23 protein-coding genes and 1 tRNA gene are annotated in these 23,836 nt (G+C 66.4%); 8 read left to right on the top strand and 16 right to left on the bottom strand.

Going from position 1 to position 23,836, the window contains the following annotated elements:
* Window positions 1-66: 66 nt before the first annotated feature.
* Window positions 67-1,029, bottom strand: a complete 963-nt coding sequence (locus tag GVY41_RS11835; protein WP_161347014.1) for a LysR family transcriptional regulator — start codon at window positions 1,027-1,029, stop codon at window positions 67-69.
* 557 nt (window positions 1,030-1,586) lie between these two features.
* On the opposite strand from GVY41_RS11835, the gene GVY41_RS11840 reads away from it, so the two are divergent.
* A complete protein-coding gene (locus tag GVY41_RS11840) occupies window positions 1,587-2,954 on the top strand; it encodes an aminotransferase (protein ID WP_161347012.1) in 1,368 nt (455 codons plus the stop codon).
* An 87-nt stretch (window positions 2,955-3,041) separates the two neighbouring features.
* Here the strand turns inward: GVY41_RS11840 and phaR are convergent, their stop codons facing one another.
* The 3 genes from phaR to phaC form a co-directional block, all read right to left on the bottom strand.
* Window positions 3,042-3,626 carry a polyhydroxyalkanoate synthesis repressor PhaR gene (gene phaR, locus GVY41_RS11845; protein ID WP_161347010.1) on the bottom strand — a complete coding sequence of 195 codons (585 nt, stop codon included), beginning with the start codon at window positions 3,624-3,626 and terminating at the stop codon, window positions 3,042-3,044.
* Between the two features lie 226 nt (window positions 3,627-3,852).
* Window positions 3,853-4,305 carry a phasin family protein gene (locus GVY41_RS11850; protein WP_161347008.1) on the bottom strand — a complete coding sequence of 151 codons (453 nt, stop codon included), beginning with the start codon at window positions 4,303-4,305 and terminating at the stop codon, window positions 3,853-3,855.
* 183 nt (window positions 4,306-4,488) lie between these two features.
* Window positions 4,489-6,306, bottom strand: a complete 1,818-nt coding sequence (phaC, locus tag GVY41_RS11855) for a class I poly(R)-hydroxyalkanoic acid synthase (protein WP_161347006.1) — start codon at window positions 6,304-6,306, stop codon at window positions 4,489-4,491.
* A 111-nt stretch (window positions 6,307-6,417) separates the two neighbouring features.
* Between phaC and phaZ the strand changes: the two genes are divergently transcribed.
* The gene (gene phaZ / locus GVY41_RS11860) at window positions 6,418-7,692 is read left to right on the top strand and encodes a polyhydroxyalkanoate depolymerase (protein ID WP_161347004.1); all 1,275 of its coding nucleotides are present in this window, start codon (window positions 6,418-6,420) and stop codon (window positions 7,690-7,692) included.
* A gap of 60 nt (window positions 7,693-7,752) precedes the next feature.
* Here phaZ and GVY41_RS11865 read toward each other — a convergent pair whose 3' ends face one another.
* From GVY41_RS11865 to GVY41_RS11875, 3 genes are all read right to left on the bottom strand, one after another.
* Window positions 7,753-8,490, bottom strand: coding sequence for an alpha/beta fold hydrolase (locus GVY41_RS11865; protein WP_161347002.1), 738 nt, complete (start codon window positions 8,488-8,490; stop codon window positions 7,753-7,755).
* 76 nt (window positions 8,491-8,566) lie between these two features.
* Window positions 8,567-9,559 (bottom strand): alpha/beta hydrolase, encoded by a 993-nt coding sequence (locus tag GVY41_RS11870; RefSeq protein ID WP_161347000.1) that lies wholly within the window; start codon window positions 9,557-9,559, stop codon window positions 8,567-8,569.
* Entirely contained in the window at window positions 9,559-10,311 is a 753-nt protein-coding gene (locus tag GVY41_RS11875) for an alpha/beta fold hydrolase (protein ID WP_161346998.1), read from the bottom strand. The genes GVY41_RS11870 and GVY41_RS11875 overlap by 1 nt, the downstream gene beginning before the upstream one ends.
* A gap of 163 nt (window positions 10,312-10,474) precedes the next feature.
* Between GVY41_RS11875 and thrS the strand changes: the two genes are divergently transcribed.
* Entirely contained in the window at window positions 10,475-12,421 is a 1,947-nt protein-coding gene (gene thrS, locus GVY41_RS11880) for a threonine--tRNA ligase (RefSeq protein WP_161346996.1), read from the top strand.
* Window positions 12,422-12,631: 210 nt separating this feature from the next.
* Window positions 12,632-12,838 (top strand): cold-shock protein, encoded by a 207-nt coding sequence (locus tag GVY41_RS11885; protein WP_161346994.1) that lies wholly within the window; start codon window positions 12,632-12,634, stop codon window positions 12,836-12,838.
* Between the two features lie 53 nt (window positions 12,839-12,891).
* Here GVY41_RS11885 and GVY41_RS11890 read toward each other — a convergent pair whose 3' ends face one another.
* The 9 genes from GVY41_RS11890 to pdxH all read right to left on the bottom strand — a co-directional run bounded on the left by GVY41_RS11890 (window position 12,892) and on the right by pdxH (window position 20,443).
* Window positions 12,892-13,215, bottom strand: coding sequence for a hypothetical protein (locus tag GVY41_RS11890; protein WP_161346992.1), 324 nt, complete (start codon window positions 13,213-13,215; stop codon window positions 12,892-12,894).
* Window positions 13,216-13,284: 69 nt separating this feature from the next.
* Window positions 13,285-13,617 (bottom strand): arsenate reductase family protein, encoded by a 333-nt coding sequence (locus GVY41_RS11895; RefSeq protein WP_161346990.1) that lies wholly within the window; start codon window positions 13,615-13,617, stop codon window positions 13,285-13,287.
* Window positions 13,618-13,670: 53 nt separating this feature from the next.
* Entirely contained in the window at window positions 13,671-17,360 is a 3,690-nt protein-coding gene (locus GVY41_RS11900; RefSeq protein WP_161346988.1) for a vitamin B12-dependent ribonucleotide reductase, read from the bottom strand.
* Between the two features lie 560 nt (window positions 17,361-17,920).
* Window positions 17,921-18,091: a hypothetical protein gene (locus GVY41_RS11905; RefSeq protein ID WP_161346987.1), complete on the bottom strand. Its 171-nt coding sequence runs from the start codon at window positions 18,089-18,091 to the stop codon at window positions 17,921-17,923.
* A 54-nt stretch (window positions 18,092-18,145) separates the two neighbouring features.
* Window positions 18,146-18,391, bottom strand: a complete 246-nt coding sequence (locus GVY41_RS11910) for a hypothetical protein (RefSeq protein WP_161346985.1) — start codon at window positions 18,389-18,391, stop codon at window positions 18,146-18,148.
* A gap of 178 nt (window positions 18,392-18,569) precedes the next feature.
* A tRNA-Pro gene (locus GVY41_RS11915) sits at window positions 18,570-18,646 on the bottom strand.
* A gap of 52 nt (window positions 18,647-18,698) precedes the next feature.
* Window positions 18,699-19,160 (bottom strand): DUF192 domain-containing protein, encoded by a 462-nt coding sequence (locus GVY41_RS11920; protein WP_161346983.1) that lies wholly within the window; start codon window positions 19,158-19,160, stop codon window positions 18,699-18,701.
* Window positions 19,157-19,708 (bottom strand): cold-shock protein, encoded by a 552-nt coding sequence (locus tag GVY41_RS11925; RefSeq protein ID WP_161346981.1) that lies wholly within the window; start codon window positions 19,706-19,708, stop codon window positions 19,157-19,159. The genes GVY41_RS11920 and GVY41_RS11925 overlap by 4 nt, the downstream gene beginning before the upstream one ends.
* A 114-nt stretch (window positions 19,709-19,822) precedes the next feature.
* Window positions 19,823-20,443, bottom strand: coding sequence for a pyridoxamine 5'-phosphate oxidase (gene pdxH / locus GVY41_RS11930; RefSeq protein ID WP_161346979.1), 621 nt, complete (start codon window positions 20,441-20,443; stop codon window positions 19,823-19,825).
* A 99-nt stretch (window positions 20,444-20,542) separates the two neighbouring features.
* On the opposite strand from pdxH, the gene fabI reads away from it, so the two are divergent.
* The 4 genes from fabI to GVY41_RS11950 all read left to right on the top strand — a co-directional run bounded on the left by fabI (window position 20,543) and on the right by GVY41_RS11950 (window position 23,820).
* Window positions 20,543-21,367: an enoyl-ACP reductase FabI gene (fabI, locus tag GVY41_RS11935; RefSeq protein WP_161346977.1), complete on the top strand. Its 825-nt coding sequence runs from the start codon at window positions 20,543-20,545 to the stop codon at window positions 21,365-21,367.
* 3 nt (window positions 21,368-21,370) lie between these two features.
* On the top strand, window positions 21,371-21,985 hold the full coding sequence (locus GVY41_RS11940; RefSeq protein WP_161346975.1) for a LysE family translocator: 615 nt from the start codon (window positions 21,371-21,373) through the stop codon (window positions 21,983-21,985).
* A 10-nt stretch (window positions 21,986-21,995) separates the two neighbouring features.
* Window positions 21,996-22,499 carry a xanthine phosphoribosyltransferase gene (gene gpt / locus GVY41_RS11945; RefSeq protein ID WP_161346973.1) on the top strand — a complete coding sequence of 168 codons (504 nt, stop codon included), beginning with the start codon at window positions 21,996-21,998 and terminating at the stop codon, window positions 22,497-22,499.
* A 142-nt stretch (window positions 22,500-22,641) separates the two neighbouring features.
* Window positions 22,642-23,820, top strand: coding sequence for an aminotransferase (locus tag GVY41_RS11950; RefSeq protein WP_161346971.1), 1,179 nt, complete (start codon window positions 22,642-22,644; stop codon window positions 23,818-23,820).
* The last annotated feature ends 16 nt before the right edge of the window (window positions 23,821-23,836 follow it).

Here is a 23,836-nt window from a genome sequence, read left to right on the forward strand (position 1 = left end):
AGGCCCCCCGCCTCTTTCGTTTCATGTGGGGCAGAAGGCCCCCCGCTTCTCCATCACCCCGCCGCCTCAGCCCGGCAGCACCCGCAGGTCGGCGGCGAGCCAGGGGTAGCGCTCCACCGCCGGCGCCACGATCATCTCGGCCAGCAAGGGCCGCAGCCGGCCTGCCACCCGGGCCGGCATGTCCTGCAGCACACCCCGGCGGGCCGACAGCGAGATGGTGCGGGTCAGCGGCTCGAAGGGCAGCGGCAGCATCTCGGCCTCGGTGCGGAAGCGCTTGGCGTGCAGGAACCCCAGCGGTGTCAGGATCGTCCAGCCCGCGCCCTCGGCCACCATCGCCATGATCGCGTGATAGCTGTCCAGCTCGAACCTGTGCGACAAGCGCAGGTTCTGCCGCGCCAGATGCGCCGCGATCTGCCGGCCCATGTGGTGGCGCGCGGTATACTGGATCAGCGGCAGCGCCGAGAGCTCTGGCAGCCCCGCCCCCGCCATATGCTTGGGCACCGCCGCAACGAAGGGCTCCACCAGCAGCGGATGCAGCTCCATCCACTCGGCCGAGGCGCCCATGTCGGCCGCTACCACCACATCCAGCGCGCGGGCGTCGAGCTGGTCCAGCAGCCAATGGCTCGCGCCGGTTTCCAGCAGGAATTGCCAGCCGCGCAACTCCTCGGCCATGCCCGACAGCAGCCGCGGCGTCACCTCGGCGTCGAAATCCTCGATCACCCCCAGCCGGAACGAGGCCAGCCGCGACAGGTCGGCAAGGCCGAGGCTGGTGCGGGCCTGAGCGAGTTCATTGAGGATGGCCTGCGCATGGCGGCGGAAGATCTCGCCCGCCGGGGTCAGCGCGACGGGCCGGGTGGAGCGGACCAGCAGCTCCGCCCCCAGCGCCGCCTCGAGGCCCGTCAGCTGCTGGCTGATGCTGGAGGGACTGGCGCCGAGCCGCCGCGCGGCCGCGGAAATGGCGCCTTCCTCGGCCGTGACAAGGAAGACCTCGATGGCCCAGAGCGTGACGCGACCTTGCGTTTCGACCATGCGCGCGTCCTTTGCCGGTGGCCCGAGAGGGCGGGTGCCGCGACGCTAGGGGGAAATGCCGGCGCGTGCAATCGTGGGTGGGTGGGACGAGTGGGATCTCAATATCCCGTCAGTACCATGGCGAAGGCCGTCGCCTTCGCCACGCGCCGCAATATCCACTTGCACCGGCCGGGCCTCAAAGGCCCGGCCAGCGCCCGCCCTCCCGGCCCGGCCACGGGCCGGGCGTTCTTCGCGGAAATCATTCACTGGATGATTTCTGATCGCTCATCACCCCTCGGCGGGCGCTTCTCGCCCGCCAGGTCGGGCGCTGGCCTCAATCGGTCTCGTGCGGCCAGCGGCTCCTGGCGACAAGTCCCGCACGGGCGGGGCGAGGCAGTGCCTCGCCTGTTCCCGCCCGATCCGAAGCTTGGCGAAATGTCAGGCGGCAAGCACGGCCAACCGCCACTTCGCCCACCCGCCCGGCCATTCCGCGCAACTCCTGCTGGCTGGGTGTTGAACGCCGCCCGCGGGCCGGATAGCGTGGCGGCCAAATCGACCTGCATACAAAGGATAACATCATGCGCGACGATACGCCGAACAGCTGGGAATCCCGCGCCGACAATTCCTCGCTCTACGGGTTCACCGACCTGCCTTCCGTCCACGAACGCGGCGCGGTGGTGCTGACCCATGGCGAGGGCCCCTATGTCATCGACGTGCATGGCCGCCGCTATCTCGATGCCAATTCGGGCCTGTGGAACATGGTCGCCGGTTTCGACCATCCCGGCCTGACCGCCGCCGCCAAGGCACAATATGACCGCTTCCCCGGCTATCACGCCTTCTTTGGCCGGATGTCGGACCAGACGGTGATGCTGTCGGAAAAGCTGGTCGAGGTCTCGCCCTTCGAGAAGGGCCGGGTGTTCTACACCAACTCCGGCTCCGAGGCGAATGACACGATGGTCAAGATGCTGTGGTTCCTGGCCGGAGCCGAGGGCAAGCCGCAGCGCCGCAAGATCATCACCCGCGTCAACAGCTATCACGGCGTCACCGCGGTGTCGGCCAGCATGACCGGCAAGCCCTACAACTCGGTCTTCGGGCTGCCCCTGCCCGGCTTCATCCATGTCGGCTGCCCCCACTACTGGCGCTTTGGCCGCGATGGCGAGACCGAGGAGCAGTTCACCGCCCGCATGGCGGCAGAGCTGGAGGCGCGGATCATCATGGAAGGACCCGACACCATCGCCGGCTTCTTCGCCGAGCCGGTGATGGGCGCGGGCGGGGTGATCCCGCCCTCCAAGGGCTACTTCCAGGCGGTGCAGGCGGTGCTGAAGCGCTACGGCATCCCGCTGATCTCCGACGAGGTGATCACCGGATTTGGCCGCACCGGCAACACTTGGGGCTGCGAGACCTATGACTTCATGCCCGACGCCATCATCAGCTCCAAGAACATCACCGCGGGCTTCTTCCCGATGGGCGCGGTGATCCTTGGCCCGGATCTCGCGGACCGGATGCAGGCGGCGGCGGAGGCGATCGAGGAGTTCCCGCATGGCTTCACCGCCTCGGGCCACCCGGTCGGCTGCGCCATCGCGCTGAAGGCCATCGACGTGGTGATGAACGAGGGGCTGGCCGAGAATGTCCGCGCCCTGACGCCGAAGTTCGAGGCGGGGATGGCCTATCTGGCCGAGAACCCCAATATCGGCGAATGGCGCGGCAAGGGCCTGATGGGCGCGCTGGAGGCGGTGAAGGACAAGGCCACCAAGACGCCCTTCGACGGCTCGCTGTCGGTGTCGGAGCGCATCGCCAATACCTGCACCGATCACGGGCTGATCTGCCGTCCGCTGGGGCAGGCCATCGTGCTCTGCCCGCCCTTCATCATGACCGAGCCGCAGATGGACGAGATGTTCGACAAGCTGGGCGCGGCGCTGAAGAAGGTCTTCGCCGAAGTCGCCTGATCCATCCAGCAGACACAGGAAAGGGGGCCGCAACCGGCCCCCTTTCCCATGTCCCGCCTTTCCTCCCTGAACGGCGGGACGAAAGCGTCAGAGCTTGGACAGCTTGGATTGCAGATCGGCCAGCTGCTTCTTGATCTGCGCCAGCTCTTCCTTCTCGCCGGTGCGGGTCGGGGCATCGGTCTCGGGCTCGGGGCCCGAGGTCCCGCCGCTCCAGCCACCCATCATCGTCTTCAGGAAGGCCTGCTGCTGGCGGGTCAGCGCGTCGAAGCCCGGCATCGTCGCCATCGGGCTGGGAAAGTTCGACAGGTTTTCCATCATCTTCGACTGGCTCTCGCGCAGCATCTCGAACGACATCGCCAGGAACTGCGGCACCACGCTTTGCGCCTGCGTGGTGTAGCTGCGCACGAGGTCGGTCAGCACATCCACCGGCAGCACGCTTTCGCCGCGGCTTTCATGTTCGGCCACGATCTGCAGCAGATACTGGCGGGTCAGGTCGTCACCGGATTTCAGATCGATGATCTGAACCTCGCGCCCGTCCCGGATGAACGACGCGATATCCTCCAGGGTGACGTAATCGCTGGTCTCGGTGTTGTAGAGCCTGCGGCTGGCATAGCGCTTGATCAGCAGCGGCTTTTTCGCTTCTTCGGCCACGTCCACCTCCCCGGTTGTCATTTTTGCACTGCGGAAAGATTACGCAAGCAGCGCAGCAAAATACAAACGAAAAGAACGCCCCGGCCCCGCTCATCTGCAGGGCGGCCCCGCGAAATGCGGGCGCGCACAACGAAAAAGCGGCAGACCGAAGTCTGCCGCCCAAGACGAAAAGGGGGCAGACCGAAGTCTGCCCCAGGGCCCCGCGCCAGCAGGGAGGAGGTCGCTGGCGCCGGGTCTTCTTGCCTGATTACTTCGCAGCGGTCGAAGTGGCCTTCTTCGCGGCGGTCGTCGCCTCGGCGGTGGCCTTCTTCACGGCGGCGCTTGCGTCCTCGGAGAAGTCCTTGCCAGCGGCCATCATCAGTTCGACGGTTTCCATCTGAACCTTCTTCGCCACTTCAGCGAAGGCGGCCATGTGCTCGGCGGCCATCTCGGCAGCCGACGAGGCGAAATCGGTCATCGCCTTGGTGTATTCGGTCGGCTCGTCCTTGGCTTTGGCCAGGGCACCGATCTTGGCGATGGTGTCCTTGGTCCAGCGCGAGGAAATCTCGGTCGACTTCTCGGCGGCTTCCAGGGCGACCTTGGCCATTTTCTCGGTCATGGCAGCCTGGGTCTTGAAAGCGTCCTGCATGGCCGAACCGTCCACCGGGAAGGACGACATCATGTCTTGGATGGCTTTGGTGAAATCTTGGGGTTTTTGCATTTGAAGTGCTCCTCACTCGGGCGGTTACTTATTCAGCGACACGCATAACATAGATGCTGCACTGCAGCATTGCAACCCCAAATGCTGCAGTGCAGAAGAAATTTTTGCGACGGTTTTACGGCGCGCGCGCAACATTGGGACAGAGTGCCGCAGTCGCCTCCGCCTGCGGCCCCTGCCCTGCCCTCAGGCATCGACCACCTCGGACACATAGGTGCCGGGCGCTGGTGCCAGAACCGGATGATCCGGACTACCCGGCTGGCGCGCCGCAACCATCGTGCCCGACTTGCCCGCGAGCCATTCCCCCCAATGCGGCCACCAGCTGCCCCGCGTGAACTCTGCCGCGGCCTTCCAGTCGGTCGGCACGCCGTCCACCGGCGCGCTGCTGGTATAGTGCCCGTACTTGTCGCGGCCCGGCGGGTTGATGATCCCGGCGATATGGCCCGACTCGCTGAGGATGAAGGTCTTGTCCTTCGACGCCATCTGCCGGATGCCGGCAAAGCTGGCCTGCCAAGCCGCGATATGGTCGGTCTCGCAGGCGATGGCACAGAGCGGCACCTTCATGTCCGAAAGCCGCACCACCTCTCCCAGCACCGGGAAGCCCTCGGTCGCCAGCCGGTCCTGCTGGCACAGCAGCCGCAGATACTGCACCGCCATCTTTGCCGGCAGGTTGGTGCCATCGCCGTTCCAGAACAGCAGGTCGAACGCGGGCGGCGCCTCGCCCATCATGTAGCTGCGGATCGCCGGCTGATAGATCAGGTCGTTCGAGCGCAGGAACGAGAAGGTGCGGTTCATGAAGTATTTCGACAGCACCCCGTCATGCGCTACCTGCGCCTCGATCCCGTCGAGGAAGTCGTCATCGAGGAAGGGGATGAACTCGCCCTGATCGGAAAAGTCGGTCAGCGTGGTGAAGAAGGTGGCCGCGTTCACCGACTTGTCGCCGCGCTTGTCCATCAGCCCCAGCGTCAGCGTCAGCGTGGTGCCGGCGATGCAATAGCCGACGGCATTGACCTTCTTCTGCCCGGTGATCGCCTTCACCTGCTCGATGGCGGCAAGGTAGCCGTCCTGAACATAGTCATCCATGCCCTTGTCGGCATAGCTGGCATCGGGGTTCTTCCAGCTGACCACGAACAGCGTGAACCCCTGATCGACGATCCATTTCACCATGCTGTTCGACGGCTTCATGTCGAGGATGTAGAACTTGTTGATCCAGGGCGGGAAGATGATCAGCGGGATCTTGTGAACCTTCTCGGTGCTCGGCGCATACTGGATCAGCTCGAACAACTCATTGCGCCAGACGACCGACCCCGGGCTGGTGCCGATATTCTCGCCGACGCGGAAGGCCTTGGGATCGGCCAGCGTGATCAGAAGGTCACCGTGGCTCGCCTCGATATCGCGCACGAGGTTTTCCATCCCGTCCACAAGGCTCTGCCCGTCGGTCGCCACCGCCCGCTCCAGCGCATCGGGGTTGGTCGCCAGGAAGTTGGTCGGCGCCATCATGTCGACGATCTGCTTGGTGAAATACTCGATCCGCCGGCGGTCGCGCTCGTCAAGATGGTCGAGGCCCGCCACCGCGGTCTGCACCGCCTCGGCCGAGATCAGGTATTGCTGCTTGAGGAAGTTGAACCAGGGATGCGTGTCCCACAGCGGATTGGCAAAGCGGCGGTCCTTCGGCCCCGGATCCGCGGGTGCGGCCAGCTTGCCCTTGGCAAGCGTCGCTTGGGCATCGACGTAATGCTTCAGCGCCTTGCCCCAATAGGACACCTGATGCTCGAGGATCCGCTCGGGATGCTCCATCACCTCGGCCATGTAGGCGGCGCCGGCCTTCATGAACAGCTCTTGCCCCGGGCCTTCCAGCGCCGGGTTGGCCGGCCGTTTCTGGGTCAGCGCCTTGGTCAGACGCTGGGTCAGCGCCTCGACCTTGTGCAGGTTTTCTTCCAGTTTCTCGCGCTGTCGGGTCTCCGCCTCGCGGACCCGCAGGGCAGCCTCCTCCGCTGTTGTCATGTTAGTCTTTCCTCCCTATCCTCCGCCTTCGTACCATAACGTCGCGGCACTGGGGGGGAAAGCGACGAATCTGTTCGAGTAGTAGTCCGGGGTCCCCGGCAAGGAGACGCGATGAAGGGCATGCTGACTTACGATCTGATGGAGACTGCGAGGAACACCAACGAGTGGCTTGGTGCTACTGCGCGCGCGATGGCTTCCTACCCCGCCTTTGGCCTGGCGCCGCACCCGTTTTTCAATGTGGTCGCCGCCTGGGGCGAAGTGACCGAGCGCAGCTTCGCCCGGATGGTCGCCAAGCCGGACTGGGGCATCCGCAGCGTGGTGGGCGATGACGGGCGTGATCACATCATCACCGTCGAGACGCTGGTCACCAAACCCTTTGGCAACCTGATCCATTTCAAGGCCGCGGGGCGCCCGCCCAAACCGCGCCGCGTGTTCCTGGTAGCGCCGATGTCGGGACACTATGCCACACTGCTGCGCTCGACCGTCGCCAGCCTTCTGCCCGATTGCGAAGTCTATGTGACCGACTGGCACAATGCGCGTGACATCCCGGTCAGCGAAGGCAAGTTCGATATCGAGGATTACACGCTCTACCTCGTGGACTTCATGAAGTTCCTCGGGCCCGACATCAACGTGATCGCGATCTGCCAGCCGGCCCCCCTGACCCTCGCCGCGACCGCCTATCTGGCCGAGCAGGAGCCCGAGGCGCAGCCCCGCACCCTGACCCTGATCGGCGGGCCGATCGACCCTGATGCTGCCGCCACCGATGTGACCGACTTTGGCCGCCGGGTGACGATGGGCCAGCTGGAACGCTCGATGATCCAGCGCGTTGGCTTCAAGTATCGCGGCGCCGGGCGGCTGGTCTATCCGGGCCTGCTGCAGCTGCAATCCTTCATCTCGATGAATGGCGAGCGGCATGGCAAGGCCTTCACCGACCAGATCCTGCGCGCCGCCAAGGGCGAGGCGGGCGACCATGACCAGCACAACCGCTTCTATGACGAATATCTTGCCGTCATGGACATGACCGCCGAGTTCTACCTGACCACGGTGGAGCGGCTGTTCAAGCGCCGCGTGGTCGCGCGCAACGTCTTCACCGTCGGCGACAAGCAGGTGGATATCGGCAAGATCACCCAGGTGGCGGTGAAGACCGTCGAGGGCGAGAAGGACGACATCTCTGCCCCCGGCCAGTGCCTTGCCGCGCTTGCCCTCTGCACCGGGCTGCCGGACAGCAAGAAGGCCAGCCATCTGGAGCCGGGCGCCGGCCATTACGGCATCTTCGCCGGCAAGTCCTGGCGCGACAATATCCGGCCGCTGGTGCTGCGCTTCATCGACGACAATGCCGAGAATGGCGCGCCGATGAAGGCCAAGCCGGCGATCCGCGCCGTCTGATCTGCGCCGTCTGATCTGCGGGAATTGCAAAAGGGCCGTCCTTCGGGGCGGCCCTATTGCCTAGCGCAGCAGCAGCGGCGCCGACAGCCAGCCCAGCAAGGCCGCCGTCACCGCCTCGGGCTGCTCCAGCATCGGCAGATGGCCGGCATTGCGGATCAGCTCGAACCGCGCATGCGGCATCAGCTCCGCCAGAAATTCGTGGCGGCGGACGGGGCACAGCGTGTCATGCTCGCCGCACAGCACCAGCGCCGGCAGCCGCGCGGTGCGCAGGGTGCGCTGATGGTCGGGCCGCCGCACCAGCGCACGCGACTGCGCCAGATAGGCGTCCACCCCCAACGCATCGGCCATGTCGAGCAAGATCGCCTGCACCTCGTCCAGCCCCGGCCCCGGCGCCAGCGTGCTGGCTGGCACCTCTTGCAGCATCATCTCGGCCAACCGCCCGGCGCGGGCCCCCACCAGCCGCGGCTCGCGCGCGGCGGCGACCTGCGGGTTTTCCGGCAAGGGGTTCACATCCATCAGCGCGATCCGCGTCACCCGTTCCGGCGCGCGCTTCAGGATCTCCATTGCCACCAGCGCGCCCAGCCAGTGCCCGGCGACCGCAAAGCGCGGCGGCGCATGCTCCAGCACCGCGCGCGCCATCTCCTCGACGGAAGGCAGCGTGCCAAGGCAGGCCACCTGCACGGGGCGCAGCGCCGAGACGGTGATAATCTGGTGCCAGAAGGCGCGGGCATCCATCATCAACCCGGGGATCAGCAGCAGCGGCTCGGGACCGGTGGCGGGCGGGGTCGGACCGATCATCGCATTCCGCCCATCATCGCAACAGGCGCGAGACGCACCGAAGGTCCGGCGAAGATGCCGCAAAACCGACAGCCCATCAATGCGCCCCGATCCAGTCGGCGATGATCCGCGCGGTGGCTTCCGTCTGCCCCGGGCTCAGCACATCCCCGGCGATGACATGCCCATAGGGATCATCCCCCGCGCCCATCTGCCGCTCCACCGCCACCATCGGCCCGCCCCACTGGCCCGAAATCGCACGGATTGCCGGGACCGAGACCACCGCATCGTCCGGCGAGAAGATGAACAACGATGGCGTCGCCACGGTGAAGTAATCCAGCGCCGCGGCCGCCCTTGTCAGCGCCGCCATCGGCAAGATCGCCTGCACCGGGTAGCGCGCGGTCCAGAACACCCCATGCGCCTCGTTCAGCGGGGTGAACCCGCCCTCCGACCCCAGCACCAGCGGCAGCCAATAGCGCGCCAGCGGCCAGGTCAGCAGCCCGGCAAAGCGATGGTTCAGCCCGAAGTTCGGCGAGATCAGCACCACCCCCGCGATCCGCTGCGACAGCTTGCGGTCATTGGCCGCCACCGCCGCCAGCGTGCCGCCGGTCGAGGTGCCGATCAGATAGACCCGCTCTCCCAGCACGCCGCCGACCGCCACCGCCTCGGCCAGATCGTCGACCCAGTCCTGCACGGCGGGCTCCGCCATCGCGGCCCCGCCCCGCCCGTGGCCAGAGAGCCGGGTGTAGAACAGGTTCGCCCCCAACTGCTCGGCCACCAGGTCGGGCAGCGGACGGATCTCCTCGGAACTGGCCGAGAACCCGTGCAGATAGACCAGCGACACCGGCGTCGTCTTCCCGGCCTGCCCGGCCCAGACCACCCGCTTCTGCAGCCCCGGCACGATATCGGCAAAGCCCGCCTCGCGCGCCGCCAGCCAGGCCTCGATCTGCATGGTCCCCGGCACCTCGGCCGCATCGAAGCGCGGCGCCAGCGGCGCCGGCTCGCGGGGCGCGAACAGGGCCACCGCCGCGACGGCCGCCCCGCCGAACAGCAGCGTCCGCCCCAGCCATTTGCCGACCTGCCGCACATCCATCACGCGGCCCCCCGCGCCAGCACATCCGCCACCGCAGCCTCGATCAGTGCCAGGCAGTCAGGGCTGGAGAAGCGGTGATCGGCACCCTTCACCAGCGTCAGCCGGATATCGGGGCCCTGCGTATGGTCCAGCAGCCGCAAGGCCGTCGCGGGCGGCACATCCACATCCGCCGTGCCTTGCAAGAACCGCACCGGAAACGGCAGCTGCAGCGGGCTGCGCAGCACCAGCTGGTCCCGCCCCTCCTCGATCAGCCTGCGGGTGATGACATAGGGCCCGTCCGAATACTCCGACGGCAGCTCCACCCGCCCCGCCCGGGTCAGCTGCACCCGCTGCGCCGGATCAAACCCGGCCCACATCGCATCCTCGGTGAAATCCGGCGCGGCGGCGATGGTGACGAGGCCGGCCACACGGCCGCCAAGCGCCTTGCAGCACAGCAGCGAGATCCAGCCGCCCATCGACGAGCCGACCAGAACCTGCGGCCCCTCGGTCAGCGCGGTGATCGCAACCAGCGCATCGGCGGCCCAATCGCCAATCGCCCCGTCCAGAAAGTCGCCCGAAGACTGCCCGTGCCCCGAATAGTCGAAGCGCAGGAAGGCCCGGCCCTGCGCCAGCGCCCATGCCTCCAGCGCCTGCGCCTTGGTGCCGGTCATGTCGGACCGGAACCCGCCCAGAAACACCACGCCCGGGCCGCTGCCGGGCTTGCGCTCATAGGCGATGCGCCGCCCCTCGGGGGTGACCAAAAATTCCGGCATGGGTCCTGCTCCGCTCTTTTTTGTCATCCTACCCTGCCGCGGCACAGGCGCAACAGGGGCCATGACCCGCGTTGACAGCACCGGCGGAAACGGGAATAGAAGGCCGCAACATAACCCGCAATCGGGCGTTCCGTGGGCGCCAAACCGACGAGGAGTGCCTTAGATGGCCCAGATTTCCCTGACCTTTCCCGATGGCAACGTGCGTGACTACCCCGCGGGCGTGACGCCCGCCGAGGTTGCCGCCTCCATCGCGCCCAGCCTTGCCAAGGCCTCGATTTCCGCCAGCGTCGATGGCGCGCATTGGGATCTGGCCTGGCCGATCACCTCCGATGCCGCCATTGCCCTGCACACGCTGAAGGACGAGGCCCCGGCGCTGGAGCTGATCCGCCATGACCTCGCCCATGTCATGGCCCGCGCCGTGCAGGAGATCTGGCCCGAGGTGAAGGTCACCATCGGCCCGGTCACCGAACATGGTTGGTTCTACGATTTCGACCGCGCCGAGCCCTTCACGCCCGAAGACCTTGGCGCCATCGAGAAGAAGATGCGCGAGATCATCAACCTGCGCGATCCGATCCGCACCGAGATCTGGGACCGCGCCCGCGCCATCGCCTATTACGAACAGCGCGGCGAGCCCTACAAGCTGGAGCTGATCGACCGCATTCCAGAGGATGCGCCGATCCGCATGTATTGGCATGGCGACTGGCAGGACCTCTGCCGCGGCCCGCATCTTCAGCATACCGGGCAGCTGCCCCCCGACGCCTTCAAGCTGATGGCCGTCGCCGGTGCCTATTGGTTCGGCGATGCCAGCCGCCCGATGCTGCAGCGCATCTCGGGCGTGGCCTTCCGCAACCGCGAGGATCTGAAGGCTTACCTCACCCTGCTGGAAGAGGCCGCCAAGCGCGACCACCGCAAGCTGGGCCGCGAGATGGAGCTGTTCCACCTGCAGGAAGAAGCCCCCGGCATGGTGTTCTGGCACCCGAATGGCTGGTCGATCTATCGCACGCTGGAAGATTACATGCGCCGCCGCCAGCGGTCGGCCGGCTACCGCGAGATCCGCACGCCGCAGGTGGTGGACCGGATCTTGTGGGAGAAATCGGGCCATTGGGAAGCCTACCGCGAGAACATGTTCATCGTCGAGGTGGACGAGGAAGGCGCGCGTGAAAAGCGCATCAACGCGCTGAAGCCGATGAACTGCCCCTGCCATGTGCAGATCTACAATCAGGGCCTGAAATCCTACCGCGACCTGCCGCTGCGGCTGGCCGAATTCGGCTCGTGCCACCGCTACGAATCCTCGGGCTCGATGCACGGGTTGATGCGGGTGCGCGGCTTCACGCAGGACGATGCGCATATCTTCTGCACCGAAGACCAGATCGAGGCGGAATGCGCCGATTTCATCAAGCTGCTGTCCTCGGTCTATAAAGACCTCGGCTTCGAGGGGTTCGAGATCAAGTTCTCGACCCGCCCCGATGTGCGCATCGGCTCGGACGAGGCTTGGGACAAGGTCGAAGGCGCGCTGGAAAACGCCATCCGCAAGGCCGGCGCCGAGTATGAACTGGACCCCGGCGAAGGCGCCTTCTACGGGCCCAAGCTCGACTTCAAGCTGACCGATGCCATTGGCCGCAAATGGCAATGTGGCACCTTCCAGGTGGACCCGAACCTGCCGACCCGCCTGGGCGCCGAATATGTCGGCGAGGATGGCGCGCGGCACCGGCCCTACATGCTGCACCGGGCGATCCTGGGTAGCTTCGAGCGGTTCATCGGGATTCTCATCGAGAACTATGCCGGCAAGCTGCCGCTGTGGCTGGCGCCGCGGCAAATCGTCGTCGCCTCGATCGTGTCCGACGCCGATGCCTATGTGAAGGAAGTCGCCGCCGCCCTCACCGCCCGCGGCCTGCGCGCCGAGGCCGATACCCGCAACGAGAAGATCAACTACAAGGTGCGCGAGCACAGCCTTGGCAAGGTGCCGGTCATCCTCGCCATCGGCATGAAGGAGGTCGAAGAGCGCAGCGTGTCGATGCGCCGTCTGGGCGACACCCGCAGCGAAACGCTGTCGCTCGACGCCGTGTTGGGACAGATGGTCATCGAGGCGACGCCGCCCGACCTGCGCTGATCCGCCCAAAAGCCCTGGCCTACAGGCCCGCCCCCTCCTGGGCGGGCCTTATTCCATCTTGATTTTTCGCGCGAATCTCGCATGAATTTTCGGGCGTGACCGCAGCCTTTCTACCGCCTCCCTGCAACGGGGCAGCCGGACGACCTGAAAGACCTGACTGCACGGCCCGGGCAATACCGCCTCGGGAATTACGATCGAAGGAGAGACGGGATGGCCACCGGCACCGTGAAATGGTTCAACGCGACAAAAGGCTTCGGCTTCATCGCCCCCGATGGCGGCGGCCAGGATGTCTTCGTCCACATCTCGGCGGTGGAACGCGCCGGGCTGCAGGGGCTGAACGACAACCAGAAGATCGCCTATGAACTGCAATCCGGCCGCGACGGCCGGGCCTCGGCGAGCGACCTCAAGCTGCTCTGACAGAGCCCCCAGCCAAGACCTTGCACGGCCCGCCCGCGCGGGCCGTTCTGCATTCAGCGGCAGCGCACCGAATAGGACAGCGCCGTCATCGCCGTGCCGCCTGATCCGCCGATCACCACCGTGGCGGGCCTGTAGCCGACCACCGCCTTGGTCCGTGCGGCACACAGCGGCTGGATCGCCCGCGCCGCCTCGGCCGGGCCGACGAAGCCGGTCTTGACCTGCACGGCATAGTGATCCTCGGTATAGGACAGCACCCGGTAGACATAGGGCATCAACTGGGGCGGGAAGGACACCCGCTTGGGCTGCCCGGTCTCGGCGAGGGCCGGGGCCACAAGGGCAAGCGCCGCGACGGCGGACAGGACGGTGGCACGGATCATGGCGGGACTCCTGCAAGGGGCGTTGCGGGCACGATAGCACCCCTGCCCCCGCCTGCAACCCGCCTCCGGTCACCCCTTTGGCAGCAGCGCCGCCTGCACATCCGCGTCCCAGCCCAGGAACCAGCGCCCGTCACGCTCGATCACCGGGCGCTTCATCACCGTGGGCTGCGCCGCCATCTGCGCCTCGGGCTCCGACTCGCGCAAGAAGGCGTTGAAGCTGCGGAAGGTCGGCGAGGTGCGGTTGATGGCGCGGGTGCCGAACTCATCGACGATCTTCGCAATCTCGGCCTGGCTCAGCGGCTCGGCCCGCACATCGCGGAACACCGGCTCCAGCCCCGCCGCGCGCAGGGCGGCCAGCGCCTTGCGGCAGGTGTCGCAGGTGGGAATGCCGTAGAGGGTCATGCGCGCCGTCCTTTTGTTGCGGCGAGGGCCATGGGGCCCCCGCCCGCAGTCGTTCAGCTACAGCCGCTGGTGCCGCCGCAGGTGTTGCACTTCATGCAGGTGCCGTTGCGCACCAGCGTGTAGTTGCCGCACTCGCCGCAAGCCTCGCCCTCATAGCCCTGCAGCCGGGCGCGGGTGCGCGCGTCGATGCTGACGGTCCCCGAGGAGATGGCCGTGGCCCCGCCCCCCGCAGCGCGCGCAATCTCCGGCACCAGCGCCGTCAGCGCCTCCATCGCATCGACGCCGCCGGCAAAGGCTGTCGCGCCGCTGATCCCGCCCTGCAGCACCACCAGCTCTTGCGGAAGCCGCTTGCGCAGATAGCCGGTCGAGGAGATCTGCCGCAGCACCTCCAGCGATTTCGACGCAGCGCTTTCCGACACCGGCGCCACGTTGACCGCGCCCTCATAGCTGCCGCCGCCCAGATCGTCGAAGCTCGCCCCCTTCGGCGCCACATGCGCCAGATCGGTGCGGTCGAGGTAGGACACCGCCAGCTCGCGGAACACATAATCCAGGATCGAGGTCGCCGACTTGATCGCCTCGTTGCCCTGCACCATGCCCGCGGGTTCGAACTTGGTGAAGGTGAAGGCATCGACAAACTCTTCCAGCGGCACCCCATATTGCAGGCCCACCGACACCGCGATGGCGAAATTGTTCATCATCGCGCGGAAGCCCGCGCCTTCCTTGTGCATGTCGATGAAGATCTCGCCAAGCTGGCCGTCCTTGTACTCGCCGGTGCGCAGATAGACCTTGTGGCCGCCGACCACCGCCTTCTGGGTATAGCCCTTGCGCCGGTCGGGCAACTTTTCGCGGTGGCTGCGGATGATCTCCTTGACGATGATCTTCTCGACGATCTTCTCGGCGATCACCTGCGCCTTTTCGGTGGGCGTGCCGGTGGCCATGATCTCTTCGGCCTCCTCGTCATCCTCGACCAAAGCCGAGGCCAGCGGCTGCGACAGCTTCGATCCGTCACGGTAGAGCGCGTTGGCCTTGATCCCCAGCGACCACGACAGCTCATAGGCCTTCTGGCAATCCTCGATGGTCGCGGTGTTGGCCATGTTGATGGTCTTGGAAATCGCGCCCGAGATGAAGGACTGCGCCGCCGCCATCATGTAGATATGGCTGTCCACGCCCAGATAGCGCTTGCCCTTCTTGCCGCAGGGATTGGCGCAGTCGAAGACAGACTGGTGCTGCGGCTTCAGGAACGGCGCGCCTTCCAGGGTCATGGTGCCGCAGACATGATCGTTCGCCGCGTCGATCTGCGCCTTGGTGAAGCCAAGGTGGCGCAGCAGGTCGAAGGTGGGATCGTTCAGCTTGTCGGCCGGGATGCCGAGGGTTTTCGTACAGAAATCCTCCCCCAGCGTCCACTGGTTGAAGACAAAGCGGATGTCGAAGGCCGAGGGCAGCGCCGCCTCGATCTTCTGCAGCTCTGCCGCGCCGAAGCCGTGGCCGATCAGCGAGGTGTGGTTGATGCCGGGGCAGTTGCCAAGGCTGGCATGGCCGACAGCATAGGCGATCATCTCTTCGATCTGGGCCGAGGAATAGCCCATCGTGTCCAGCGCGGCCGGGACAGAGCGGTTGATGATCTTGAAATAGCCCCCGCCCGCCAGCTTCTTGAACTTCACCAGCGCGAAGTCCGGCTCGATGCCCGTCGTGTCGCAATCCATCACCAGACCGATGGTGCCGGTCGGCGCGATCACGGTGGATTGGGCGTTGCGGTAGCCATGCGCCTCGCCAAGCGCCAGCGCCTCGTCCCAGGCGGATTTCGCAAGCGCGACAAGCCCTTGGTCGGGACAGTTCGCGTGATCCAGCGGCACCGGGTTGACGTTGACGCCCTCATAGCCCGTCACCTTCGCATAGGCCGCCGCGCGGTGGTTGCGGATCACCCGCAGCATGTGGGCGCTATTGCGGGCATAGCCCGGGAACGGCCCCAGCTCTGCCGCCATCTCGGCCGAGGTGGCATAGGCAACGCCGGTCATCACCGCCGTCAGCGCGCCGCACAGGGCCCGGCCCTCGGCGCTGTCATAGCCAAGGCCCATGGTCATCAAGAGGCCGCCGATGTTCGCGTATCCCAGCCCCAGGGTGCGGTAATCATAGCTGCGCTGCGCGATTTCCTTCGACGGGAACTGCGCCATCGCGACAGAGATTTCCAGCGTCACGGTCCAGAGCCGCGAGGCATGGACATAGGCTTCGGCGTCGAACTTGCCCGCCTTCTGGAAAGTCAGCAGGTTCATCGACGCCAGGTTGCAGGCGGTATCGTCCAGGAACATGTATTCCGAGCACGGGTTCGACCCGCGGATCGCCCCGTCTTCCGGGCAGGTGTGCCAGGCGTTGACCGTGTCGTGGAACTGGATGCCGGGATCGGCGCAGGCCCAGGCGGCATGGCCGATCTGGTCCCACAGCTCGCGTGCGCCCACCGTCTTGGCGACCTTGCCATCGGTGCGGCGGATCAGCTCCCACGGGGCATCATCGCGCACCGCTTTCAGGAAGCTGTCGGTGACGCGAACGGAGTTGTTGGAGTTCTGGCCCGAGACAGAGATATAGGCCTCGGAATCCCAGTCGGTGTCATAGGTCGGGAACTCGATCGAGGTGAAACCCTGCCGCGCATATTGCAGCACCCGGTTCACATAGGTCTCGGGGATCGACACCTTCTTGGCGGCGCGGATCGCGGCCTTCAGCGCGGCGTTCTTCGCCGGATCGACGGCATCCTCGCTGGACCCGTCCCAGGTACGGATCGCGCCGAAGATCTCGTTCAGCTGGCGCTCGTGCATCTTCGATCCGGCGACGAGGCTGGCCACCTTCTGCTCTTCGATCACCTTCCAGTTGATGAAGGCCTCGATATCGGGGTGATCCATGTCGCAGATCACCATCTTGGCCGCCCGCCGCGTGGTCCCGCCCGACTTGATCGCGCCCGCCGCCCGGTCGCCGATCTTCAGGAAGCCCATCAGGCCCGAGGACTTGCCACCGCCCGACAGCTTCTCGCCCTCGCCGCGCAGGCTGGAGAAGTTGGTGCCGGTGCCCGAGCCATACTTGAACAGCCGCGCCTCGCGCACCCACAGGTCCATGATGCCGCCATCGCCGACCAGATCGTCGCGCACCGACTGGATGAAGCAGGCATGGGGCTGCGGGTGTTCATAGGCGGATTCCGACCGCGTCAGCTTCCCGGTCTTGAAGTCCACATAGTAGTGCCCCTGGCTCGGCCCGTCGATGCCGTAGGCCCAGTGCAGCCCGGTGTTGAACCATTGCGGGCTGTTGGGCGCACCCATCTGCGCGGCCAGCATGAAGCGCATCTCGTCGAAATAGGCGCGGGCGTCATCTTCACTACTGAAGTAGCCACCCTTCCAGCCCCAATAGGCCCAGGCACCGGCGAGGCGGTCGAAGACCTGTTTACCTGAAGTTTCGCCCGCAAACCGCTGATCCTGCGGCAGTTTCGCCAAGGCGTCCTCGTCCGGGACCGACCGCCACAGAAACTCGGGGACGTTCTTCTCGCGCACCTTCTTCAGCACCGCCGGAACGCCGGCCTTGCGGAAATACTTCTGCGCCAGCACGTCCGAGGCGACCTGGCTCCATCCGGCCGGCACCTCGACGCTGTCATTGCGGAAAACGACCGTGCCATCCGGATTGCGGATTTCGGACACGGTGGTGGTAAAGCCAAGCGCCGCATAGGCATCGGCGCCCGCAGCGGTGAATTTGCGTTCGATCTTCATGTCTGCCCCGTCGTTTTTTCGTTTCACGTTCACGCGGCTTGCAGGCGCCGCTTGCCTCGTGACCGGGGCCCCTGAATGCTCGGGCAAGCACAAGCCGACCGCTGCCCGCGCTGTGCCGCGCAGGCCTGGCCGTATCCCCCGATCGGCCGCGTCTTCGGTTTGTTTTGCCGTCCCACACCACCACTACATCTGGTGGGCTCTTGGTCAGTCAACACAACCTGACCCCAAAACGCCAGCCTCGCAACCGGTTTTTTCACCATGATGCGGGGGTTTTTGGATTGACCGGCGGGGGGGGCTGTGGGCGGGCCAGGGCGAGGCGATTCACGCACAAGGCCCGCGAAACTGCCCTGTGGACGAAAACCCAAGCAGTCCCGCACCTTTGGCAGGGGAAGCTGAGACTTTGCATGAAAAGCATCCACAGCCCGCTGTGGACAGTCCGGGCGCCGCGACGGGGGGTGGCCGGAATGGCACAGCGGCGCGACAAAACTGCGCGGCGACCGCCTCGCGGGCCGGGCTGTCACATGCGAGGTGCCGAACGGCTGGAATCGGTCACGGCAGCTTCAGCCCTTGGGGCCACGCGGGCCGTCACCCGGGCCGGGCACATCGACATCGCCCTCGGGGCCCGCGTCCGGCTTCGGGGTCTTGCCGGGCTGGTCCAGACGTTCGTAATCGGGGGTCTGCATCCCGCCGGGGTGGGGCGAGTCGGGCTTCGGAGGTTCTGGGCGGGACATGGGCATCACCTTGGTTGCTGCCCGGATCAACCCGCAAGCCCGACCGGCGTTCCGTCAGGGGATGTCGGCAAGCCGCGCCTCGGCCGTCAGGTGACCCCGCAGCGACCAGTAGCAATCGTCCGTGGTCGGCGCGCGGCAGATCACGCGCTGGCCCTTGCTCTGCAGCTGCCAGCCATAGGCCGTGGCCTCGATCGGATAGACCACGCCCAGATGCGAGACCGAGGCCCCCGCCGGATCGGGGGGCGGGGTGGAGGGCATGCAAGCCGCCAGCAGAAGGGCAGGAATGAGAATGCGGATCATCGGGGTCTCCAATGCAGGGCGCCGGGGATGTGTGGTGTAAAAGCCCGCAAGCGGCGCCGCGGTTCCCGGCGGCAGATGCCGAGCGTGCCCCATCGGCAGGACGGGGGAAAGCCGGATTTTCAGGTGCTGGCGCCGGGGTCGGGCACGGCAGGTCGTCATTGGGGGGAATGGGGGGATATGGTCGGAGTGGAGGGATTCGAACCCCCGGCCCTCTGGTCCCAAACCAGATGCGCTACCAGGCTGCGCTACACTCCGACTGACGCCCTCCTAGCGCGAGAGCGCGGCGAGGGGAAGCCCCCCGATGCCCCTACTCGCAGGGCCAGACCGGGTTGGGCAGCCGCGGATGCTGCAGCTCGACCGCGCCCGACAGGCCAAGCTCTCGCGCCCGCCCGCCCGGGATCTCCAGCACCATCGCCACGGCATCGCCGCCGGGCAGCGGGGTTTCGTCGTGCGGAACCGCGTTTTCGTGGACGGCGGTCAGCCGCCCGGACGCATCGAAGAACAGGATGTCCAGCGGGATCAGGGTGTTCTTCATCCAGAACGCGGCAGGCTGCGGGCGTTCATAGATGAACAGCATCCCGGCCGAGGGATCGAGGCTTTCGCGGAACATCAGCCCCTGCGCGCGTTCGGCAGCATCGTCGGCAATCTCGACGGTAAAGCTGGCGCTTCCATCCGGCCAGCGCAGGCCCGCCACCCCCTCGGAACAGGCGGCCGCGGCCCCCTGCGACAGAAGGCACAGCGCCGTTGCCAGAAGTCCCGCCCGGATCATTGCAGCCTTGCACCTTCCGCCTGCGCGCGTGTCGCGCTTTCCCAGGACAGCACCTGCGCGGCCATCAGGCCCCGCTTGCCATCGACCACCCGCAGGCAGACTGCCTCGCCCGGAGCCAGATCGGCAAAGCCGGACCGGCGCAGCACCTCGACATGGATGAACACATCCTCGGGCTTGCCGAAGATGTTTGCAAACCCGAATCCCTTGGCCTTGTCGAACCATTTCACCCGCGCGGGCAGCATCGGCAGCGTTGCCAGCTCGGCCAGATCGCCTTCGACCATCTCTTCGAGCGGGGTGGAGGTCTCGTGGACGGGTGGAACGATCTCGACCACTTCGACGGCCTGCGCGCCCCGCTGGGTCAGTTGCATCAGCACCGTGATCCGGGCGCCATCGGCGACAGAGCTTTGGCCGAAATTCCGCAGCACATTGGCATGAAGCAGGATGTCGGGACCGCCGGCATCAGAGACAATGAATCCAAACCCTTTACTGGCGTCGAACCACTTGACGCGTCCCTCGACCCGGGCTTGGCTCTCGTCGCTGTCCGTCATAATTCCTGCTTCCCAATGCTCGCTCCCACGACGGGAGTTGTCACAAGCGGCAATCAGGTTGCAAGCCCCCAAAGCACGGAATTCCATACCTGTGCCATTCACGAAGCGTGAATTTCATGGGTTAAGGCGAACAATTTCCCATGCCGCGCCGGGTGTGGTGCGCGACCATCGGAATCTGTCATGCAACCGAAATGCCCCATCTGCCCAGAATTCGATCTCCAACGGCACGATCCGGATCCCGCCCCAAAAGGGCGGACGCCTGGGCATCGGCCCTTCCCGCAACGTCACCTTTGCAACTTCGGCCATCAGCGTGCCACGGCTGTCCAGCGGCTGAGATTGCGCCGAGGCCCAGGCCCCCAGCCGCGACTTCAGCGAGCGCGAGGCATAATAGGCATCCGCCAGCGGCCCCTCCTCGCGGCTGGTCAGGCCCCGCACCCGGATCTGCCGGCGCAGCGACTTCCAGTGCATCACGAAGGCGGCCTTGCCGCTGGCCTCGATCTCTTGCCCCTTGGCGCTGGTGTAGTTGGTATAGAAGACGAAGGCCCCGCCAAGCGGCCCTGCCGTTTCGATCTCTTTGAGCAGGACCATCCGCACATTGGGCAGGCCGGCCGCATCGACCGTTGCCAGCGCAATCGCGTTGGGATCGTTCGGCTCTGCCGGTTCCGCTTCGGCCAGCCAGTCCTGCGCGATGCGGAACGGATCGTCCCCCGCGAAAATCCCTGTCCTGTCTGTCATGGCGCTGGCCCCTTCATCGTGCGGCGCCCGAACCGCGCTTGATGCAGGCCCGCCAATCGCCTAAAGCTCTCGAACTGCAAGATGCGCGGGAGATAAGAAATGTCAAACGGCCTGATGGCGGGCAAGCGCGGGCTGATCATGGGCCTGGCGAACGACAAGTCGATTGCCTGGGGAATCGCCAAGGCACTCGCGGCCCAGGGCGCGGAGATGGCCTTCTCCTTCCAGGGCGATGCCTTCCGCAAACGGGTGGAGCCGCTGGCCGCCGGGATCGGCGTGACCGAGCTGGTCGATTGCGACGTGTCGGACGGCGCCTCTCTGGATGCGGTCTTCGACCGGCTGAAAGAGGTCTGGGGCACGCTGGACTTCGTCGTCCATGCCATCGGCTTTTCCGACAAGAACGAGCTGCGCGGCCGCTATGTCGACACCAGCGCTGCGAATTTCCAGATGACCATGGATATCTCGGTCTATTCCTTCACCGCCGTGTGCCAGCGCGCCGCCGCGATGATGGGCCCCGGCGGCAGCCTGCTGACGCTGACCTATTACGGCGCCGAGAAGGTGATGCCGCATTACAATGTGATGGGCGTCGCCAAGGCCGCGCTGGAGGCGAGCGTCAAGTATCTGGCCGAAGACCTCGGCAAGGACGGGATCCGCGTCAACGCGATCTCGGCCGGGCCGATCAAGACGCTGGCGGCCAGCGGCATCGGCGATTTCCGCTATATCCTGAAGTGGAACGAACTGAACTCGCCGCTGCGGCGCAACGTGACGCAGGACGAGGTCGGGAAATCGGCGCTGTACCTGCTGTCGGACCTTGGCAGCGGCGTGACCGGCGAGACCCATCATGTCGACGCCGGCTACCATGTCGTTGGCATGAAATCGGTCGATGCGCCGGATATCGACGTGGTGACGGGGCGCAAGGAGTCCTGAGCCATGACCCTCGCCGGCTTCATCGCCTTCTACATGCTGTCGCTGCTGGCCGCGGTGTCGCCTGGCCCTGCGGTGCTGATGGCGGCGCGCACCGGGCTTAGCGAGGGGTTCCGCACCGGCGCGCTGCTGGCGGCCGGGATCGGCGCCGGCGCGGCGATTTGGGCCGGGGTGGCGATGTTCGGGCTGAACCTGGTGTTCGCCGCGGCCCCTGCCCTGCTCTGGGCGCTGAAGATCATCGGCGGCGGCTATCTGATCTGGCTGGGCCTGCAGCTGTGGCGCAAGGCGGACAAGCCGTTCATCACCGCCGATGCCCGCCCGGTGCCGCGCTCGGCGTTGTCGGCCTTCCGGCTGGGCCTGTTCACGCAGCTGGCCAACCCCAAGGCCCCGGTGGTGTTCTCGGCCATCTTCCTTGGCACCGTGCCGCAGGGCACACCGGCCGCCGTTTATGCCGCGCTGCTGGCCGTCGTGTTCGTCAACGAATTCGTCTGGAATATCGGCGTCGCGCGCATCTTCTCGCTGGACCGCAGCCGCGCTGCCTATATCAGCCTCAAGACCATCATCGACCGCAGCTTTGGCGGGCTTCTGGCCCTGCTGGGGCTGAAGATCGCCGCCACCTGAGGAGGGGCCCATGTCCGACCGGCTGCCGCATGAAAAGGGCTTTCACGTCAGCTGGGACCAGCTGCACCGCGACGCGCGGGCGCTGGCCTGGCGGCTGCAGGGCCACGGACCCGATGACGGCGGCTGGCGCGCGGTGGTGGGCATCACCCGCGGTGGCCTCGTGCCGGCGATGATCGTCAGCCGCGAGCTGGACATCCGGGTCGTCGATACGATCAGCGTGAAAAGCTACAGCCATCAGGCGCAGAAGGATGCGGTGGTGACGAAAAGCCCGCAGGCCGAGCTGATGGGCGATGGCACCGGCATCCTGGTCGTCGATGATCTGGTCGATACCGGCAAGACGCTGGAGCTGGTTCGCAGCCTCTATCCCAAGGCGCATTTCGCCACGGTCTATTCCAAGCCGCAGGGTCGCAAGCAGGTGGATACCTTCGTGACCGAGGTCAGCCAGGATACCTGGATCTTCTTCCCCTGGGACATGGCGCTGCAATATGTGCAGCCGTTCCGCGGGGCGGACTGACAGCAGCGGGGGCCAGAAGCGGAGGGCATTCCCCGCACAGGCCAAGGCAGCGGGGGCCAGCCCCCGCACAGGTCAAGGCAGCGGGGGCCAGCCCCCGCACCCCCGGGATATTTCACCCAGCAAGAAACACAGGTGCGCCCCGATGATCCACCCGCTGAACCCCGCGATGGAAGCGACGTTCCTGCCTCCGGTGATGGAGGCGCGGCGCTGGCTCGATGGGATGGTGTTTCCCGAAGGGCGGCCGCTGATCAATGTCAGCCAGGCGGCACCGGTCGATCCGCCCCCCCTGGCGCTGCGGCAGGAGATTGCGCGGGCGGCGCTCGAGGATCCGGCGGCGCATCTTTATGGGCCGGTGCTGGGGCTGCCGGCGTTGCGGGCCGAGGTGGCGGCGCAGTGGTCAGCGGCCTATGGCGGCGTGGTGGCGCCGGATCAGGTGGCGATCACCCAGGGCTGCAATCAGGCGTTCTGCGCGGTGATGTCCACGCTCGCCGGCGCCGGGGATGAGGTGATCCTGCCGACCCCGTGGTATTTCAACCACAAGATGTGGCTGGACATGCAGGGCGTCGGGGCGGTGCCGCTGGCGACGGGGGACGGGCTGATCCCAGACCCCGAGGCGGCGGCGCAGCTGATCGGGCCGCGGACCCGGGCCATCGTGCTGGTCAGCCCCAACAATCCGGGCGGCGTGGAATATCCGGCGGAGGTACTGCGCGCCTTCCACGATCTGGCGCAGTCCCGCGGGATCGCGCTGGTTGTGGACGAGACCTACCGCGATTTCGACAGCCGCAGCGGCGCGCCGCATGACCTGTTCACCGATCCGGATTGGGCGGGCACGCTGATCCAGCTTTACAGCTTCTCCAAGGCCTACCGGCTGACCGGGCACCGGGTGGGGGCGATCACCGCCAGTGCCGCGCGGCTGGCGCAGGTGGAGAAGTTCCTCGACACCGTCGCCATCTGCCCCGGCCAGCTTGGCCAGATCGCGGCCTTGTGGGGGATGCGCAATCTGCGCGGCTGGGTGGCAGGCGAGCGGCTGGAGATTCTGGCGCGGCGCGCGGCGATGGTGCAGGGCTTTGCCCGGCTGGAGGGCTGGCGGCTGCTGGGCTGCGGCGCCTATTTCGCCTATGTCGAGCATCCGCACCCGCTGCCCTCGCCCGCCTTCGCACGGGCGCTGGTGCGTGAGGCGGGCGTGCTGCTGCTGCCGGGCACCATGTTCATGCCTGCCGAGGACCCGGCGGGCGCGCGGCAGTTGCGTATCGCTTTTGCCAATGTCGATGCTGCCGGGATCGGCGCGCTGTTCGACCGGCTGGAGCGGCTGGCCTTCTGAGCCTTCGCGCCGCGCG

The sequence above is a fragment of the Frigidibacter albus genome (assembly GCF_009908165.1).
Classification (GTDB): Bacteria; Pseudomonadota; Alphaproteobacteria; order Rhodobacterales; family Rhodobacteraceae; genus Frigidibacter; species Frigidibacter albus.

What these genes read in the sequence shown, in the direction of transcription:
- GVY41_RS11835 (WP_161347014.1), bottom strand. Translation starts at nt 1,029, where the DNA reads ATGGTCGAAACGCAAGGTCGCGTCACGCTCTGGGCCATCGAGGTCTTC.
- GVY41_RS11840 (WP_161347012.1), top strand. Translation starts at nt 1,587, where the DNA reads ATGCGCGACGATACGCCGAACAGCTGGGAATCCCGCGCCGACAATTCC.
- phaR (WP_161347010.1), bottom strand. Translation starts at nt 3,626, where the DNA reads ATGACAACCGGGGAGGTGGACGTGGCCGAAGAAGCGAAAAAGCCGCTG.
- GVY41_RS11850 (WP_161347008.1), bottom strand. Translation starts at nt 4,305, where the DNA reads ATGCAAAAACCCCAAGATTTCACCAAAGCCATCCAAGACATGATGTCG.
- phaC (WP_161347006.1), bottom strand. Translation starts at nt 6,306, where the DNA reads ATGACAACAGCGGAGGAGGCTGCCCTGCGGGTCCGCGAGGCGGAGACC.
- phaZ (WP_161347004.1), top strand. Translation starts at nt 6,418, where the DNA reads ATGAAGGGCATGCTGACTTACGATCTGATGGAGACTGCGAGGAACACC.
- GVY41_RS11865 (WP_161347002.1), bottom strand. Translation starts at nt 8,490, where the DNA reads ATGATCGGTCCGACCCCGCCCGCCACCGGTCCCGAGCCGCTGCTGCTG.
- GVY41_RS11870 (WP_161347000.1), bottom strand. Translation starts at nt 9,559, where the DNA reads ATGGATGTGCGGCAGGTCGGCAAATGGCTGGGGCGGACGCTGCTGTTC.
- GVY41_RS11875 (WP_161346998.1), bottom strand. Translation starts at nt 10,311, where the DNA reads ATGCCGGAATTTTTGGTCACCCCCGAGGGGCGGCGCATCGCCTATGAG.
- thrS (WP_161346996.1), top strand. Translation starts at nt 10,475, where the DNA reads ATGGCCCAGATTTCCCTGACCTTTCCCGATGGCAACGTGCGTGACTAC.
- GVY41_RS11885 (WP_161346994.1), top strand. Translation starts at nt 12,632, where the DNA reads ATGGCCACCGGCACCGTGAAATGGTTCAACGCGACAAAAGGCTTCGGC.
- GVY41_RS11890 (WP_161346992.1), bottom strand. Translation starts at nt 13,215, where the DNA reads ATGATCCGTGCCACCGTCCTGTCCGCCGTCGCGGCGCTTGCCCTTGTG.
- GVY41_RS11895 (WP_161346990.1), bottom strand. Translation starts at nt 13,617, where the DNA reads ATGACCCTCTACGGCATTCCCACCTGCGACACCTGCCGCAAGGCGCTG.
- GVY41_RS11900 (WP_161346988.1), bottom strand. Translation starts at nt 17,360, where the DNA reads ATGAAGATCGAACGCAAATTCACCGCTGCGGGCGCCGATGCCTATGCG.
- GVY41_RS11905 (WP_161346987.1), bottom strand. Translation starts at nt 18,091, where the DNA reads ATGTCCCGCCCAGAACCTCCGAAGCCCGACTCGCCCCACCCCGGCGGG.
- GVY41_RS11910 (WP_161346985.1), bottom strand. Translation starts at nt 18,391, where the DNA reads ATGATCCGCATTCTCATTCCTGCCCTTCTGCTGGCGGCTTGCATGCCC.
- GVY41_RS11920 (WP_161346983.1), bottom strand. Translation starts at nt 19,160, where the DNA reads ATGATCCGGGCGGGACTTCTGGCAACGGCGCTGTGCCTTCTGTCGCAG.
- GVY41_RS11925 (WP_161346981.1), bottom strand. Translation starts at nt 19,708, where the DNA reads ATGACGGACAGCGACGAGAGCCAAGCCCGGGTCGAGGGACGCGTCAAG.
- pdxH (WP_161346979.1), bottom strand. Translation starts at nt 20,443, where the DNA reads ATGACAGACAGGACAGGGATTTTCGCGGGGGACGATCCGTTCCGCATC.
- fabI (WP_161346977.1), top strand. Translation starts at nt 20,543, where the DNA reads ATGTCAAACGGCCTGATGGCGGGCAAGCGCGGGCTGATCATGGGCCTG.
- GVY41_RS11940 (WP_161346975.1), top strand. Translation starts at nt 21,371, where the DNA reads ATGACCCTCGCCGGCTTCATCGCCTTCTACATGCTGTCGCTGCTGGCC.
- gpt (WP_161346973.1), top strand. Translation starts at nt 21,996, where the DNA reads ATGTCCGACCGGCTGCCGCATGAAAAGGGCTTTCACGTCAGCTGGGAC.
- GVY41_RS11950 (WP_161346971.1), top strand. Translation starts at nt 22,642, where the DNA reads ATGATCCACCCGCTGAACCCCGCGATGGAAGCGACGTTCCTGCCTCCG.